The 13,855-nt window shown below is 62.4% G+C and carries 11 protein-coding genes and 1 pseudogene; 6 read left to right on the top strand and 6 right to left on the bottom strand.

Going from position 1 to position 13,855, the window contains the following annotated elements:
• Positions 1 to 8 precede the first annotated feature (8 nt).
• Positions 9 to 185 (bottom strand): annotated as a pseudogene (locus IM733_RS10945) (mannose-1-phosphate guanylyltransferase/mannose-6-phosphate isomerase); the annotation flags it as partial.
• A 303-nt stretch (positions 186 to 488) separates the two neighbouring features.
• On the opposite strand from IM733_RS10945, the gene yegS reads away from it, so the two are divergent.
• Positions 489 to 1,376, top strand: a complete 888-nt coding sequence (gene yegS, locus IM733_RS10940) for a lipid kinase YegS (RefSeq protein ID WP_248920854.1) — start codon at positions 489 to 491, stop codon at positions 1,374 to 1,376.
• On the opposite strand, the gene IM733_RS10935 is transcribed toward yegS, so the two are convergent.
• From IM733_RS10935 to IM733_RS10925, 3 genes are all read right to left on the bottom strand, one after another.
• Positions 1,360 to 2,010 (bottom strand): response regulator, encoded by a 651-nt coding sequence (locus tag IM733_RS10935; RefSeq protein WP_248920853.1) that lies wholly within the window; start codon positions 2,008 to 2,010, stop codon positions 1,360 to 1,362. The two genes, yegS and IM733_RS10935, sit on opposite strands and share 17 nt — an antisense overlap.
• Entirely contained in the window at positions 2,000 to 2,896 is an 897-nt protein-coding gene (locus tag IM733_RS10930) for a sensor histidine kinase (RefSeq protein ID WP_248920852.1), read from the bottom strand. Before IM733_RS10930 ends, IM733_RS10935 begins: the two co-directional genes overlap by 11 nt.
• Before the next feature lie 377 nt (positions 2,897 to 3,273).
• Positions 3,274 to 3,786 carry a histidine kinase gene (locus tag IM733_RS10925; RefSeq protein ID WP_248920851.1) on the bottom strand — a complete coding sequence of 171 codons (513 nt, stop codon included), beginning with the start codon at positions 3,784 to 3,786 and terminating at the stop codon, positions 3,274 to 3,276.
• 351 nt (positions 3,787 to 4,137) lie between these two features.
• On the opposite strand from IM733_RS10925, the gene IM733_RS10920 reads away from it, so the two are divergent.
• Positions 4,138 to 5,073, top strand: a complete 936-nt coding sequence (locus tag IM733_RS10920; protein WP_248920850.1) for a chemotaxis protein CheV — start codon at positions 4,138 to 4,140, stop codon at positions 5,071 to 5,073.
• A 63-nt stretch (positions 5,074 to 5,136) separates the two neighbouring features.
• Complete coding sequence (locus IM733_RS10915; protein ID WP_248920849.1) at positions 5,137 to 5,940, top strand: MOSC domain-containing protein; 804 nt, start codon at positions 5,137 to 5,139, stop codon at positions 5,938 to 5,940.
• 141 nt (positions 5,941 to 6,081) lie between these two features.
• Here the strand turns inward: IM733_RS10915 and IM733_RS10910 are convergent, their stop codons facing one another.
• Positions 6,082 to 8,010, bottom strand: coding sequence for a transglycosylase SLT domain-containing protein (locus tag IM733_RS10910; protein ID WP_248920848.1), 1,929 nt, complete (start codon positions 8,008 to 8,010; stop codon positions 6,082 to 6,084).
• A 209-nt stretch (positions 8,011 to 8,219) separates the two neighbouring features.
• Between IM733_RS10910 and IM733_RS10905 the strand changes: the two genes are divergently transcribed.
• A complete protein-coding gene (locus IM733_RS10905; protein ID WP_248920847.1) occupies positions 8,220 to 10,151 on the top strand; it encodes an ATP-binding cassette domain-containing protein in 1,932 nt (643 codons plus the stop codon).
• A gap of 91 nt (positions 10,152 to 10,242) precedes the next feature.
• On the opposite strand, the gene IM733_RS10900 is transcribed toward IM733_RS10905, so the two are convergent.
• Entirely contained in the window at positions 10,243 to 10,683 is a 441-nt protein-coding gene (locus IM733_RS10900) for a universal stress protein (protein ID WP_213657660.1), read from the bottom strand.
• A gap of 110 nt (positions 10,684 to 10,793) precedes the next feature.
• Here IM733_RS10900 and IM733_RS10895 point away from each other — a divergent pair, with 110 nt between their 5' ends.
• Positions 10,794 to 11,231 carry a hypothetical protein gene (locus IM733_RS10895; protein WP_248920846.1) on the top strand — a complete coding sequence of 146 codons (438 nt, stop codon included), beginning with the start codon at positions 10,794 to 10,796 and terminating at the stop codon, positions 11,229 to 11,231.
• A gap of 476 nt (positions 11,232 to 11,707) precedes the next feature.
• Positions 11,708 to 13,855 (top strand): fatty acid oxidation complex subunit alpha FadB, encoded by a 2,148-nt coding sequence (fadB, locus tag IM733_RS10890; RefSeq protein ID WP_248920845.1) that lies wholly within the window; start codon positions 11,708 to 11,710, stop codon positions 13,853 to 13,855.

The raw sequence follows: 13,855 nt of genomic DNA, 5'->3' as shown, positions 1-13,855 counted from the left end.
AAAGGCAGTCAACCGAGAGCGGCTGCCGGGGCGCGTCCATAGATATCAGTAAAGCGCACGATGTCACCTTCGCCCAGGTACTCGCCGCTTTGCACCTCGATCATCACCAAGTCGATGACGCCGGGGTTGGTCAGGTGGTGGCCGCGGCCAGGCTTGATGAAGGTCGGCTCGTTGGTCTCGAGTGCACGCGTGCCGTCGGCGATGATGCAGGAGTTCGGTACGCTCATAGTCAAAGCCTCGAAACAAGGGGCTTGGGGCAGCGCGATGCATGAAACAAGGCCTGCCAGGCATTAGGTAGCAATCGGTCAATAAAATGACTTCTGTGGGAGTAATTGTAGGTTATTGACAAATATTTGTCGGGCGATGCGCCCACTGCTCGGGGCTTTTAATGGCAATTACAGGGCGCCTGATCGTTTTGCCGACACAGAGGAGACATTCTCGAATTGCAGTGGTCGAGATAACCACAGGCCTCTTCATGGAGCACGACGATGGGCGAACGCAAGGCAATGCTGATCCTGCATGGCAAGCAGGCCACCAATGACGAAGTGCGCGCCGCGGTCGGCCAGTTGCGCGAGCGTGGATGGGGGTTGGATGTACGCCTCACCTGGGAGGCCGGAGATGCCCGGCGCCTGGTGGACGAGGCGCTGGCGCAAGGCTACGGCCACGTGGTGGCCGGTGGCGGGGACGGCACTTTGCGGGATGTGGCGGAAGCCATGGGGCTTGCGCGCACCCAGGCAAGCCTTGCGCTGCTGCCGCTTGGTACTGCCAATGACTTCGCCAGGGCCGCCGAAGTACCGCTCGATCCCGCCGCCGCCTTGGACTTGCTGGAGGTGCCGCCACAGTCTATCGACCTGGGGCGGGTAGGGGGGCAGTTGTTCCTGAACATGGCGACCGGCGGATTTGGCAGCCAGGTCACGGCCAATACTTCCGAAGATCTGAAAAAGGTGTTGGGGGGTGCAGCCTACCTGTTCACCGGGTTGTCACGCTTCAGTGAGCTGCAGGCTGCCTCGGTGGTACTGCAAGGGCCAGGCTTCCAGTGGCAGGGAGATTTGCTGGCGCTGGGGATCGGCAATGGCCGGCAGGCGGGGGGCGGTCATGTGCTGTGCCCGGACGCTAAGGCCGATGACGGCCTGCTGGATATCGGTATCCTCCCTGCGCCGCAGGAGGTGGTGGGGGCGTTGCGTGGCCTTCTGGCCGGCGAAGAGCTGTTCGTGCGGGCTAGGCTGCCGTGGGTCGAAATCAAGAGTTCCCAGGGGCTGGACATCAATCTCGATGGTGAGCCGCTGCAGGCCGACAGCCTGCGATTCGAGGCGCTGCCCAGCGCCTTGCGCCTGCACTTGCCGGCAGGCTCGCCACTGCTCAGTCGTCCAGGCTGATGATCCGCTCGCGCACGGCGAACAGCACGAGGCCTGCCACGTCGTAGATCTGCAGGCGCTTCATGATTTGTGAGCGGTGGGTCTCCACCGTCTTGATCGACAGGCCCAGGCCGCCGGCGATTTCCCGGGTGGACTTGCCGCGCACGATCAGACGCAGGATCTCCAGCTGGCGGGCGGTCAGGTGCTGGCGGTAATCGTTGCCGCTTTGCGCACGTATCAGGGCCTGGTTGATCACGGTATGGGCGATCGCCGGGCTGAGGTAGCGTTCGTCATTGCGCAGCGCCGTCAGGGCCTGTTCCAGCTCGCTGCCGGTGGTGTCCTTGAGCAGGTAGCCGTGGGCGCCGCTCTCCAGCGCGCGCATGATCAAGTCCGGATCGGTGTGCATGGAGAGGATCAGAACTTTGCAGGTGCAACCGTTTGCGCGCAACTGCGTAAGCGCATCGAGCCCGCTGGTCGAACGCATGGAAATGTCGAGCAGGACAATGTCCGGGTCCAGGCGCAGCACATGGTCGAGTAGCTGGTTGCCATCCTCGGCCTCGCCGATCACGGCGTATCCAGGGATATCCGACACCAGCGACCGTACGCCGGCGCGAATCAGGGAGTGGTCGTCAACCAGAAGCAATCTACAGGTCATTGGGGGTGGAGGTCCTGGCGCGTTCCTGGCTACGGGGCGGCCATGGGAACAGGGCGTTGATCTGGGTGCCCTCGTCGGGCCGGCTGGAAATGCAAAGGCTGCCTTGCAATGCGGTCGCCCGCTCGAGCATGCCGGCCATGCCTCGCTGCCCGGCTTCGGCGGGGTCGGACGCAGGCACGAAGCCACGCCCGTCGTCCTGGATAGTCAGGGCAAGGCCGGCTGGCGTGCGTTGCAAGCGAATGACCAGATTGCGGGCGTTGGCGTGGCGCAGAATGTTGGTGACGGCTTCTTGTGTAATGCGGAAGGCCGCCATGGCCACTTCCTCGCTGATGCCGCCCAGGCGTTGTTGGCACTCCAGGCTCCAGTGTATGTCGCAGTTTTCCAGGGTGCGCAGCAGGTGGGCGCGCAAGCTGGCCTCCAGGCCCAGGCTGGCCAATTGGCGGGGGTTGAGGATGGCGGAAACGTCACGCACATTGCTTAGGGTGTGGTCCAGGGTGCTGCGCAAGGTGCCGCAGTGGGCCTGCAGCTCCACGGGAACGCGGCGATGCAGCCAGTCGACCTGCAACTTGGCGGCGGTCAGCAGTTGGCCGATATCGTCATGCAGCTCACGGCTCAAACGTTGGCGTTCGCTTTCCTGCACCTTGAGCATCCGGTCGGCCAACTCGGCAGGGCGCAAGCTGATGGAACGTGCCCAATGGCGCAGGTGCCAGCCCACACCGAACATCGCCGCCAGCTGCAACAGCAGCAATTCGGTCGACAGCGGCTGGCCGCGCAGGTAGCACAGCAGGTTCGCTGTGAGCGAAACCACGCACAGCAGCGTGGTCGTCCATCGGAGCAAGACAGCTCTGGAGCGGCTACGCTGGAGGATCTTCAAGCGTGCAAGCATAGAGAGGGAGGCCACTGAGTTATTGCTGTTGGTGGGCATTGCACATGTCTGGCCAGAGGTTTCGCGTCCCGTTCCAATCAAGCACCGGGTACGCGTTCTATCGCCCACTATCCACGGTGCGCATGTTCGAATGTGCGCATGTTAACACTTTGGTCGGAATTGGTCGCGGGGGTGCAACTGCTTGAAACCTCTGATTTTCTGGGCTGGCGCGGCGCGTGCGGACCAGGGTGTAACTAGCAGAATGCCAGTATCGAGTAGAGCTTTCCCTCTCCAGTGAGCGCAACTAAGAGTGGCTATTGGTAAAACACCCGCAAAACACTCATGCAACTTTTACAAGTTGCTTGCCAATGGCGCTAAGTTGCCGTTCGTTCCGCTTCTTAGTGTTCGCAATCCGACGGGGTGGATGCGCCGTCGATGCCCACCTCATGAGCGCGTGGATGAGTGCAGAAACGGCCGGTTTCCTGACATGGATCGCACAACTGCGTGGCGGGTTGCCCCAGCGAGGTGGCCAGTTCACTGAGCAGCAGGTGCTGCTCCTGCAGATCAAGGCCCAGGCGGCCGGTGCGGGGGTCGACAAGCTCCAGTTGCCAGGCCAGGAGTGTCAGGCAGGCACCCAGTGCCGGCAGGGCTTCGCCACGCAGGTGTCGTTGATTGCATGCGGGGGCGAGCAATTGTTGCAGGGTGCGGGTGTAGTGGGCGACTTCGAGCAAGCCAAGCGAGTCCGCCCGGCGGGCCAGAAGGTCGAGGGTCTCCCCCAGGCACTGGCAGGCATCCGGGTCGTTGTCGATCAGCTCCAGGTGCTGCAGGCATTCCTGGGACTTCGTGAGCAGGTCTTGCGCATCCAGCAAAAAGTCCTGCAAGGCTGTGCTGTTCTGGAGTGTGCTGTCCATCATGACGCTCCAGCGTGCAGGGCCGGGGCAAGGGTTGGCCACACCGAGACGATCGCTAGCAAAAGCCTGACTCCGTTCATGCATTGAGAATGGCGTCACATTAATGGCTAATGGATATTGCGAACATCAGGTTGCGCCCGATTGCCACTAGGGGTTTCCCTGATGTGGTTTCGGCTGGCTCGTTCGATGAGGGTTGGCAAAGCGGTAGGTGTGGCAGCAGTAAAGCATGATGGTAAAGTGATATCAATCGCTCTGCGCAGCTTTTTCTACCGGGGGTCAAGCTACGCGAGTATCCGCCGATACAGGGTGGATGCAATCATTTTTCCCGACTCAAGCCAGGGGGTTGTCCACATGGCCGGCATTCTCGACACGGTAGACCAACGCACGCAACTGGTAGGTGAGAACCGCCTGGAAATCCTCATGTTCCGCCTGGCGGGTCGGCAGCTGTTCGCCATCAACGTGTTCAAGGTCCAGGAAGTGCTGCAACTGCCGAAGCTGACCCTGATGCCGCAGCGTCACTCCTTTGTCTGTGGGGTGGTCAATCTGCGCGGCCAGACCTTGCCGGTGATCGATCTTTCTCAGGCCATCGGCATGCGCCCGCTGCAGCCCAGCCCTGACAGCACCATCATCGTGACCGAGTACAACCGCTCGGTGCAGGCGTTCCTGGTGGGCGGTGTCGACCGTATCGTCAACATGAACTGGGAATCAATCATGCCGCCGCCGACCAGTGCCGGCCGTCAGCATTACCTCACCGCGATCACCAAGGTCGACGAGAAGCTGGTCGAAATCATCGACGTGGAGAAAGTGCTGGCCGAGATCGTCCCCTACAGCGCCAAGGTTTCCCGTGACAAGCTGGACGATCCAGTGCTGGCACGCGCCCGGGGCCGCGAGGTACTGCTGGTGGACGACTCCAGCGTGGCGCTGGCTCAGTTGCGCGACACCCTGTCGCAACTGGGGGTGAAACTGCATGTGGCCAGCGATGGCCTCAAGGCGTTGCGCCTGCTCAAGGGGTGGGCTGACGCAGGCGAGAACGTTTGCGAAAAGCTGCTGATGATATTCACCGATGCCGAAATGCCCGAGATGGACGGCTATCGCCTGACCACCGAGATCCGCAGCGACCCACGCCTGCGCGGCCTGTATGTGGTGCTGCACACCTCGTTGTCGGGCAGCTTCAACGAGTCCATGGTGAAGAAGGTCGGCTGTGACAACTTCCTCTCCAAGTTCCAGCCTGACCGGCTGGTGGACGTGGTGCGCCAGCGCTTGAGCATGGACAACGTCCCAGCTTGATGCCTGCACGCCTGCGCCGTCCGGTATAAGCTTGGGTTTTTCACGGGCGCAAGGCGGGCAAGGATGATTCTCAGTGCGTTGTATCGCTATCCGGTGAAGTCGGCGCAGGCCCAGAGTCTGCAGGCTTCACCCGTCGGTCACCTGGGGCTGGAGGGGGATCGGCGCTGGATGGTGGTGGAAGCGGAAAATGGCCGCTTCCTCACCCAGCGTGCCTGGCCACGGCTGGGCCAGGTCAAGGCTCTTCACGCGACAGATGGCGGGTTGCGGCTCGAGACTGCTGGGCTTGCGCCGTTGCAGGTGGCGCAGCCGGCTGCCGATGATGCCTTGCGTGGCGTAACGATCTGGCGTGACACCTTGCGCGTGCCCGATGCCGGTGATGCTGCCGCCGCTTGGTTGAGTGAGGTGCTTGGCAAGTCGGTGCGCCTGGTGCATTGCCCCGAACAGCGGGCACGCTACCTGCCCAGCGGTTACGGCTTGAACAGCGACCGTGCGGCCTTCCCTGATGGTTTTCCTTTGTTGCTCATTGGCCAGGCTTCACTTGATGAGCTGAGTCGGCGTGTCGGGCGGCCCATGGAAATGCTGCGTTTTCGGCCGAACATTGTCGTCGAGGGTGCAGAGGCGTTCGCCGAAGATGGTTGGAAGCGTATCCGCATCGGCGACCTGACTTTCCGTGTGCTCAAGCCAAGCGTGCGCTGCATCCTGACTACCCTGGACCCGGCTACCGGCGAGCGCAGCCCGGACCGCGAACCCTTGACCACTCTGAAGACTTTCCGCGAGCGGGAAGGGGATGTGCTGTTCGGCCAGAACCTGGCGGTGGACGGCGAGGGTGAGCTAAAGGTGGGGATGACCGTTCAGGTCATCGAGTAGATCTGCGCCGTACCTGTAGGAGCGGCTTCAGCCGCGATGCGAACACCGCGGTGCCTGGTACCCGCTTCACGGGTGATCGCGGCTAAAGCCGCTCCTACAGAAGTTTCGCCAAATTGATTGGCGCTACCCCGGCCAGCCTGGTCACATATCGTCGAAATACCGCTCATGCCAATCCACCAGCGGCTGCGGTGAATTGAGCTTCTGCCCATAGATGACCGAATACGACAGCACGTTCTGCACGTACTGGCGCGTCTCGTCGAACGGAATCGATTCGACCCACACGTCGAAGCTCAGGTGCTTGGCGCCCTTGAGCCACTGGCGTACTCGTCCTGGGCCGGCGTTGTAGGCGGCCGAGGCCAGCACGCGGTTGCCGTTGAACTGGCTGTGCACCTGGCTCAGGTAGGCGGCACCGAGCTGGATATTCTTGTCCGGGCTGAACACCTGGGCCGGCGAGGCCAGTGGGATGCTGAACTTGCGCGCGGTTTCCTTGGCGGTGGCCGGCATCAGTTGCATCAGGCCGCTGGCGCCAACGCTGGAACGAGCGTCCTCCATGAAGGCGCTCTCCTGGCGGGTGATGGCGAACACCCAGCTCGAATGGAGGCCGCGAACCTTGGCTTCGCGCACCAGGGTGTCGCGGTGGGCCATCGGGAAGCGGATGTCCAGGTCATCCCAGTACTGAGCCTGGCTGATGGTGCGGATGGCCGGGAAGTACCAGCGCATCTCGTAGGCCAGGCGTGCCTGGGCCACCATCTCGTCTCGGTTGAAGTGGCGGCTGACGTGGTACCACTCGCGACGCCCCTCGACCACCTGGCCGCGGGCGTGGAACTCCAGAGCGCGGCGCACGCCAGGCGTGTTGCGGACCTTGTTGATCAGCTGTTGGCTGAGCACCAGTGGCTTGTTGTTCAGTTGGTAGGGCGTCTGCGCCCGATCGGCGGCGAGGAAACCATAGAAGTCGCGTTCGCGGGCAACGGTCTTGTACAGCAACGGGATCTGCGGGTTGTTCGGTTGCGCCAGCTCCAGGCTGCGAGCCTGCCAGTATTTCCAGCGGTTGCTGCTGGCCAGGTCCTGTGGCAGGCGCTTGGTCAGCTCGTAGGCATCTTCCCAGCGGCCCAGGCGCAACAGCAGGCGCAGGCGCCATTCGCTGACGGTGTTGTCGCGCAGCTCGGGGTCGTAGCGGGTCATCAGGTCGAGTGCGCGTGGGTCGTAGCGGCGCGCGAGGGTCAGGCCGATTTCGTTGGCGATGGCGACTTTCTCGTCGCGAGAGAAGTGCATGCGCTGGGCGTAATCGTCAAGCAGCGCCATGGCCTGGTCCGGATCCTGGCGGGCCAGGCGGCGCAGGCCGAGGCTGACCACGTCGGACATGGCCTCATTGGCCGGGGTGAAGCGCGACGGCTGGTTCAGCAGTTCAGGCTTTTGTGCCACATCGATCAGCAGCTTGCCTTGGGGGGCGAGGGTGGTGAGCGTCTTCGCCAACTGGTTGGCCAGCCCGTAGTTGCGCGCCTGGGCAGCGAGTTTCAAGCGTTGCCAGCGCTTGGCTTCGGTCAGTTGGCCTTCGGCGGCCCACATGCCGAACAGCGTGTCGCAGGTGGCCGGTTGCGACTTGCCGACGTTCCATAGCTTGTCGGCGGTGGCGAAGCCTTCCGCGCGCAGGCCGTGGGTCAGCTGGTACTGGCCGTTGAGACAGTCCAGTTCGGTGAAGTTGAGCTTGGGGTCGTAGTACTTGACGAAGGTGTTCCATTCACCACGCTCGGCCAGCCAGCGCAACCAGCGCAGCTTCATCCAGTTGGCCTGGGGCAGGTCGCCGTGGGCGGCGAGGAAGCCTTCGATCTCCTCGTTGCTGGCGGTCTTCAGGCGAGCGGTAAGCTCGTCGTATGTGAGGTAAGGCGTGAGCGGGTAGTCGCGCAGTGCCTGGGCATAGCGCAGGTAAGGGCCTTTGTCGCCCTTTGCCAGGGCGCGCTTGGCCTCGTCGTAGTACTGGCGCTGTTGGGTGATGTCGACGGCCTGTGCGGCACTCGCGGTGGTGGCGGCGAGCAACAGGCAGGAAGCAAGTTGTAACAGGCGGCTGCGCATGATACGTCCGGGCAGTTGAACCATAAGAGAGTGACGGCGAAGCCAGCACTGTTGGGTATTACTGCCTAGCTTAGCCGTTTGCCGGCAGCGGGTGAAAGCACTGTGCTTGTATCGAGTTGTTATCCGACGTCGTGCCGCTGGCGGCATGTTGCCTGATGCCGCGAGGGGGCAAGTCAGGTAGAATGCGCGCCCGGTTTTTGGAGATGATCATGACCCTGCTCAAATTCAGCGATGTGTCCCTCGCCTTCGGCGCCATGCCGCTGTTGGACAAAGTGTCCTGGCAGATCGCCCGTGGTGAGCGGGTGTGCATCATCGGCCGCAACGGCACGGGCAAGTCGAGCATGCTGCGCCTGGTCAAGGGCGAGCAGAAGCCTGACGATGGTGAGATCTGGCGTGCCCCGGGCCTGAAGATCGGCGAGTTGCCGCAGGAGCTGCCGGTAGCCGACGAGCGTAGCGTGTTCGACGTGGTGGCCGCTGGCCTGGACGGCGTGGGTGAGCTGCTGGCTGAGTACCACCACCTGAGCCAGAACATCCAGGGCGATGACGACCTCGACAAGCTGATGCATGTGCAGCATGAGCTGGAGGCCCGTGACGGTTGGCGTCTGCAGCAGGTGGTGGAAAGTACCCTGAGCCGCCTGCAGTTGCCCGCCGACAAGACCCTTGCCGAGCTTTCCGGTGGCTGGCGCCGTCGCGTGCTGCTGGCCCAGGCGCTGGTGTCCGAGCCCGATTTGCTGCTGCTCGACGAGCCGACCAACCACCTGGATATCGGTGCCATTGCCTGGCTTGAAGAGGCCTTGAGCGGCTTCAACGGTGCCGTGCTGTTCATCACCCACGACCGGTCGTTCCTGCAGAACCTGGCCACGCGCATCCTCGAGCTGGATCGCGGCGGGTTGATCGACTGGAACGGCGACTACGCCAGCTTTCTGGTGCACAAGGAGGCCGAACTGGCCGCCGAAGCAACCGCCAATGCGTTGTTCGACAAGCGTCTGGCCCAGGAAGAAGTGTGGATCCGCCAGGGTATCAAAGCCCGGCGCACCCGTAACGAAGGGCGCGTGCGCGCGCTCAAGGCATTGCGCGTGGAGCGCGGCGAGCGCCGTGAACGCCAGGGCAAGGCCAACATCCTGATCGAGGTGGCGGACAAGTCTGGCAAGCAGGTGATGGTGCTGGAGGATGTCAGCTTCGCGCACAAGGATGGCCCGAAACTGGTCAAGGACTTCTCCATGGTGCTGCAGCGCGAGGACCGTATCGGCCTGCTCGGCGCCAACGGTACCGGCAAGACCACTCTGCTCAAACTGATGTTGGGCGATCTGGAGCCGACGTCCGGCAAGGTCGAGCGCGGCACCAAGCTGGAAGTCGCCTACTTCGACCAGATGCGCCACCAGCTCGACCTGGAAAAGACCGTTATCGACAACCTGGCCGAAGGTCGCGATTTCATCGAGATCGATGGCCAGAACCGCCACGTCCTCAGTTACCTCGGCGACTTCCTGTTCAGCCCTCAGCGTGCCCGCACGCCGGTCAAGGCGCTGTCGGGTGGCGAGCGTGCGCGCCTGCTGCTGGCCAAGTTGTTCAGCAAGCCGGCCAACCTGCTGGTGCTGGACGAACCGACCAACGACCTCGATGTGGAAACCCTCGAGCTGCTCGAGGAGGTGCTGTCGAACTACAAAGGTACGGTGCTGATGGTCAGCCACGACCGGGCGTTCCTCGACAACGTGGTCACCAGCACCCTGGTGTTCGAAGGTGAAGGGCGTGTGCGCGAATACGTCGGTGGTTATGAGGACTGGATTCGCCAGGGTGGTTCGCCGAAGCTGCTGGGTGTGACCGAGAGCAAGGGCGGCAAGTCCGAGCTCAACAGCGCGGTGGTGGAAAAGCCGGTGGAGCAGCAGGCGCCTGCGCAAGCCGTCGCGCCAGCCGCCGATGCCGGCAAGAAAAAGCTCAGCTACAAGCTGCAACGTGAGCTGGAAGCGCTGCCTGGGCAGATCGATGCGGTGGAGCAGAAGATGGCCGCGGTGCAGGAAGAGATCAATGCCTCGGGCTTCTATCAGCGCCCGATCGGAGAGACTTCGGCGGTACTGGCCAAGCTTGAGACGCTGCAGGGCGAGCTGGATGCGCTGGTGGAGCGTTGGGCTGAGCTCGAAGGCTGAATGTTGCTACCGGCCTGTTCGCCGGCAAGCCGGCTCCTACGCAAATCTTGTAGGGGCCGGCTTGCCGGCGAACAGGCCGCTATTGCAATACTTATTCTTTCTTGAGTAGCCGCACCGCCAGTACGTCGCAAGGCGCGCCATGCAGCACGTCATTGGCGGTCGAGCCCAGCAACAACGCCAGGCCATGACGGCCATGGCTGCCGACCACGATCAGATCGCACTTCTGGTCCTTGGCCAGTTGGTGGATCTCCTGGCGTGGTTGCCCGTAGACCAGGTGTGAATCACCGCGGTTGATATCCGGGTACTTGTTGAACAGGCGGTCCATGCGCTCCTTGGCCTGGTCGAACTGCTGCTGTTGCAGCTGCGAGAGATCCATTGGCACATCGCCACCAAAGGCCATGGCCATGGGCTCGACGATGTGCACCAGGGAGACCTTGGCACCGCTGGCCAGGGCGATGGCCTTGGCGCGCTTGATCACCGGGTCGCATTCTTCGGTCAGGTCGACGGCGACCAGAAGGTGTTCGTAGGACATGAGCATGACTCCTGACAATCGCGATAGAAGAAGTATGGTCGCTTTCGCGCGGGTCTTCCGTGAATCCTGACTAACCCGCTCATTTGCAACACTTTATAAGGTCTACAGATATGACGGTATGGCTGGTGGTGTCAATCCTTGCGGTGGTGCTCAGCCCGCTCGCCTGGCTGCGCCCCTCGCGCAAGCAGAGCGAGCAGATGAACCTGCGTCTGGAAGGGCGGCGCATGGGGCTGGCCATGCAACTGGCGCCGCAGCAGTGGCCACACTGGCTGGAGCGGGAGCCACCCAGCCCGTGCCCTCAGTACCACCGGGCGCGCCGCACGGGGCGTGAAGACAGCTGGTGCTACTGGCAGGTCACCCCCGGTACATGGTGGAACCAGTGGCGTGAACCTTGCGTGGATCCGCGCCACCTCGAGGTTCTGTGCCGCTTGCCGGAGACGGTCTACAAGTTCGAGGCCGACAGCCGAATGATCGCGTTGTACTGGAGCGAGCGTGGCGACAAATCTGTTTTGCAGGATATTGCCAACGCCCTCGATGCCTTGGCCTGACCGGTCATGACGACAACGGGGCGCGTACGAGCAGCGATGCTCGTACGCGCCCCGTTGTCGTTTCCGCTGAGCAGAAAAATGGCCAGGCAGGCCGGAACTGAAGTGTGCAGCTCCAGTGTAGCTGCCCTTGGTGGTGTGTTTGGAAAAAGAAGCGTTCGTCGGTCATGGATGGTCTATCGCTGACATGAATGGTCGGCGATCACTGTCATCATGTTTCACCCGCAGTCAGTGGAGAGTGACCGCAAAGTCGCGTTTTCACGGTGTGCGCGAGCATTTGACAACGCCGTTCTTTTCGGAGAATGTGTGCACACCCGAATCAAACGGGCGTATGAATTGAGCGTTTGTATGTCAGACGGCTCTTACAGAATCCCGATTAGCGCGCCGACGGGTGTGCCTGTGGCAAGGGACCGGGAGACCGGCCCTTGCGCCAGCGATCGGCGTGTACAGTTCAGCTTCCATATCGTGGAGATCAGTTGATGATTTACGAAGGTAAAGCCATCACGGTTAAGGCTCTTGAAAGCGGCATCGTCGAACTGAAGTTCGACCTCAAGGGTGAGTCCGTCAACAAGTTCAACCGCCTCACCCTGAACGAGCTGCGTCAGGCAGTGGACGCCATCAAGGCCGACGCTTCGGTCAAGGGCGTGATCGTCAGCAGCGGCAAGGACGTGTTCATCGTCGGCGCCGACATCACCGAGTTCGTCGACAACTTCAAGCTGCCCGAGGCCGAACTGGTCGCCGGCAACCTGGAAGCCAACCGCATTTTCAGCGACTTCGAAGACCTCGAAGTGCCAACCGTCGCCGCCATCAACGGTATCGCCCTGGGCGGTGGCCTTGAGATGTGCCTGGCGGCCGACTACCGGATCATGTCCAGCAGCGCCAAGATCGGCCTGCCGGAAGTCAAGCTGGGCATCTACCCAGGCTTCGGCGGTACCGTGCGTCTGCCGCGCCTGATCGGCTCGGACAACGCTATCGAGTGGATCGCTGCCGGTAAAGAGAACCGCGCCGAAGACGCGCTGAAAGTCGGCGCCGTCGACGCAGTGGTCGCCCCTGAACTGCTGCAGGCCGGTGCCCTGGACCTGATCAAGCGCGCCATCAGCGGCGAGCTGGACCACAAGGCCAAGCGCCAGCCCAAGCTCGAGAAGCTCAAGCTCAACGCCATCGAACAGATGATGGCCTTCGAGACCGCCAAGGGCTTCGTTGCCGGCCAAGCCGGCCCGAACTACCCGGCGCCGGTCGAAGCCATCAAGACCATCCAGAAAGCCGCCAACTTCGGCCGCGACAAGGCTCTGGAAGTCGAGGCCGCCGGCTTCGCCAAGCTGGCCCGCACCTCGGTCGCCGAAAGCCTGATCGGCCTGTTCCTGAACGACCAGGAGCTCAAGCGCAAGGCCAAGGCTCATGACGAAATCGCCCACGACGTGAAGCAGGCCGCCGTGCTCGGCGCCGGTATCATGGGTGGCGGCATCGCCTACCAGTCGGCGGTCAAGGGCACCCCAATCCTGATGAAGGATATCCGTGAGGAAGCCATCCAGCTGGGCCTGAACGAAGCCTCCAAGCTGCTCGGCAAGCGCGTCGAGAAAGGTCGCCTGACCCCGGCGAAGATGGCCGAGGCGCTCAACGCCATTCGCCCGACCCTCTCCTACGGCGATTTCGGCAATGTCGACATCGTTGTCGAAGCCGTGGTCGAAAACCCGAAGGTCAAGCAGGCCGTGCTGGCGGAAGTGGAAGGGCAGGTGAAGGAAGACGCGATCCTCGCCTCCAACACCTCGACCATCTCCATCAACCTGCTGGCCAAGGCGCTCAAGCGCCCTGAGAACTTCGTCGGCATGCACTTCTTCAACCCGGTGCACATGATGCCGCTGGTCGAAGTCATTCGTGGCGAGAAGTCCAGTGAAGTGGCGGTCGCCACCACCGTGGCCTACGCGAAGAAAATGGGCAAGAACCCGATCGTGGTCAACGACTGCCCGGGCTTCCTGGTCAACCGTGTGCTGTTCCCCTACTTCGGCGGTTTCGCCAAGCTGGTCAGCGCAGGCGTCGACTTCGTGCGCATCGACAAGGTCATGGAAAAGTTCGGCTGGCCAATGGGCCCGGCCTACCTGATGGACGTGGTCGGCATCGACACCGGCCACCATGGTCGCGACGTGATGGCCGAGGGCTTCCCGGACCGCATGAAGGACGATCGCCGCTCCGCCGTCGACGCCCTGTATGAGGCCAATCGCCTGGGCCAGAAGAACGGCAAGGGCTTCTACGCCTACGAGACCGACAAGCGCGGCAAACCGAAGAAAGTCGCCGACGCCAGCGTGCTCGAGGTGCTCAAGCCGGTCATTTTCGAACAGCGTGAAGTCAGCGACGAAGACATCATCAACTGGATGATGGTGCCACTGTGCCTGGAAACCGTGCGCTGCCTGGAAGACGGCATCGTCGAAACCGCCGCGGAAGCCGACATGGGCCTGGTCTACGGTATCGGTTTCCCTCCCTTCCGCGGTGGTGCGCTGCGCTACATCGATTCGATCGGGGTCGCCGAGTTCGTCGCACTGGCCGACAAGTACGCTGACCTGGGGCCGCTGTACCACGCCACTGCGAAGCTGCGCGAAATGGCCAAGAACGGCCAGCGCTTCTTCAACTGA

It is taken from the genome of Pseudomonas entomophila (assembly GCF_023277925.1).
Taxonomy (GTDB): Bacteria; Pseudomonadota; Gammaproteobacteria; order Pseudomonadales; family Pseudomonadaceae; genus Aquipseudomonas; species Aquipseudomonas entomophila_D.
Note: the sequence above shows the minus strand (reverse complement) of the source record. Positions and strands in the feature narration are given on the sequence as shown.

What these genes read in the sequence shown, in the direction of transcription:
- IM733_RS10900 (WP_213657660.1), bottom strand. Translation starts at nt 10,683, where the DNA reads ATGTCCTACGAACACCTTCTGGTCGCCGTCGACCTGACCGAAGAATGC.
- IM733_RS10925 (WP_248920851.1), bottom strand. Translation starts at nt 3,786, where the DNA reads ATGGACAGCACACTCCAGAACAGCACAGCCTTGCAGGACTTTTTGCTG.
- fadB (WP_248920845.1), top strand. Translation starts at nt 11,708, where the DNA reads ATGATTTACGAAGGTAAAGCCATCACGGTTAAGGCTCTTGAAAGCGGC.
- IM733_RS10935 (WP_248920853.1), bottom strand. Translation starts at nt 2,010, where the DNA reads ATGACCTGTAGATTGCTTCTGGTTGACGACCACTCCCTGATTCGCGCC.
- IM733_RS10910 (WP_248920848.1), bottom strand. Translation starts at nt 8,010, where the DNA reads ATGCGCAGCCGCCTGTTACAACTTGCTTCCTGCCTGTTGCTCGCCGCC.
- IM733_RS10915 (WP_248920849.1), top strand. Translation starts at nt 5,137, where the DNA reads ATGATTCTCAGTGCGTTGTATCGCTATCCGGTGAAGTCGGCGCAGGCC.
- IM733_RS10930 (WP_248920852.1), bottom strand. Translation starts at nt 2,896, where the DNA reads ATGCTTGCACGCTTGAAGATCCTCCAGCGTAGCCGCTCCAGAGCTGTC.
- IM733_RS10920 (WP_248920850.1), top strand. Translation starts at nt 4,138, where the DNA reads ATGGCCGGCATTCTCGACACGGTAGACCAACGCACGCAACTGGTAGGT.
- IM733_RS10895 (WP_248920846.1), top strand. Translation starts at nt 10,794, where the DNA reads ATGACGGTATGGCTGGTGGTGTCAATCCTTGCGGTGGTGCTCAGCCCG.
- yegS (WP_248920854.1), top strand. Translation starts at nt 489, where the DNA reads ATGGGCGAACGCAAGGCAATGCTGATCCTGCATGGCAAGCAGGCCACC.
- IM733_RS10905 (WP_248920847.1), top strand. Translation starts at nt 8,220, where the DNA reads ATGACCCTGCTCAAATTCAGCGATGTGTCCCTCGCCTTCGGCGCCATG.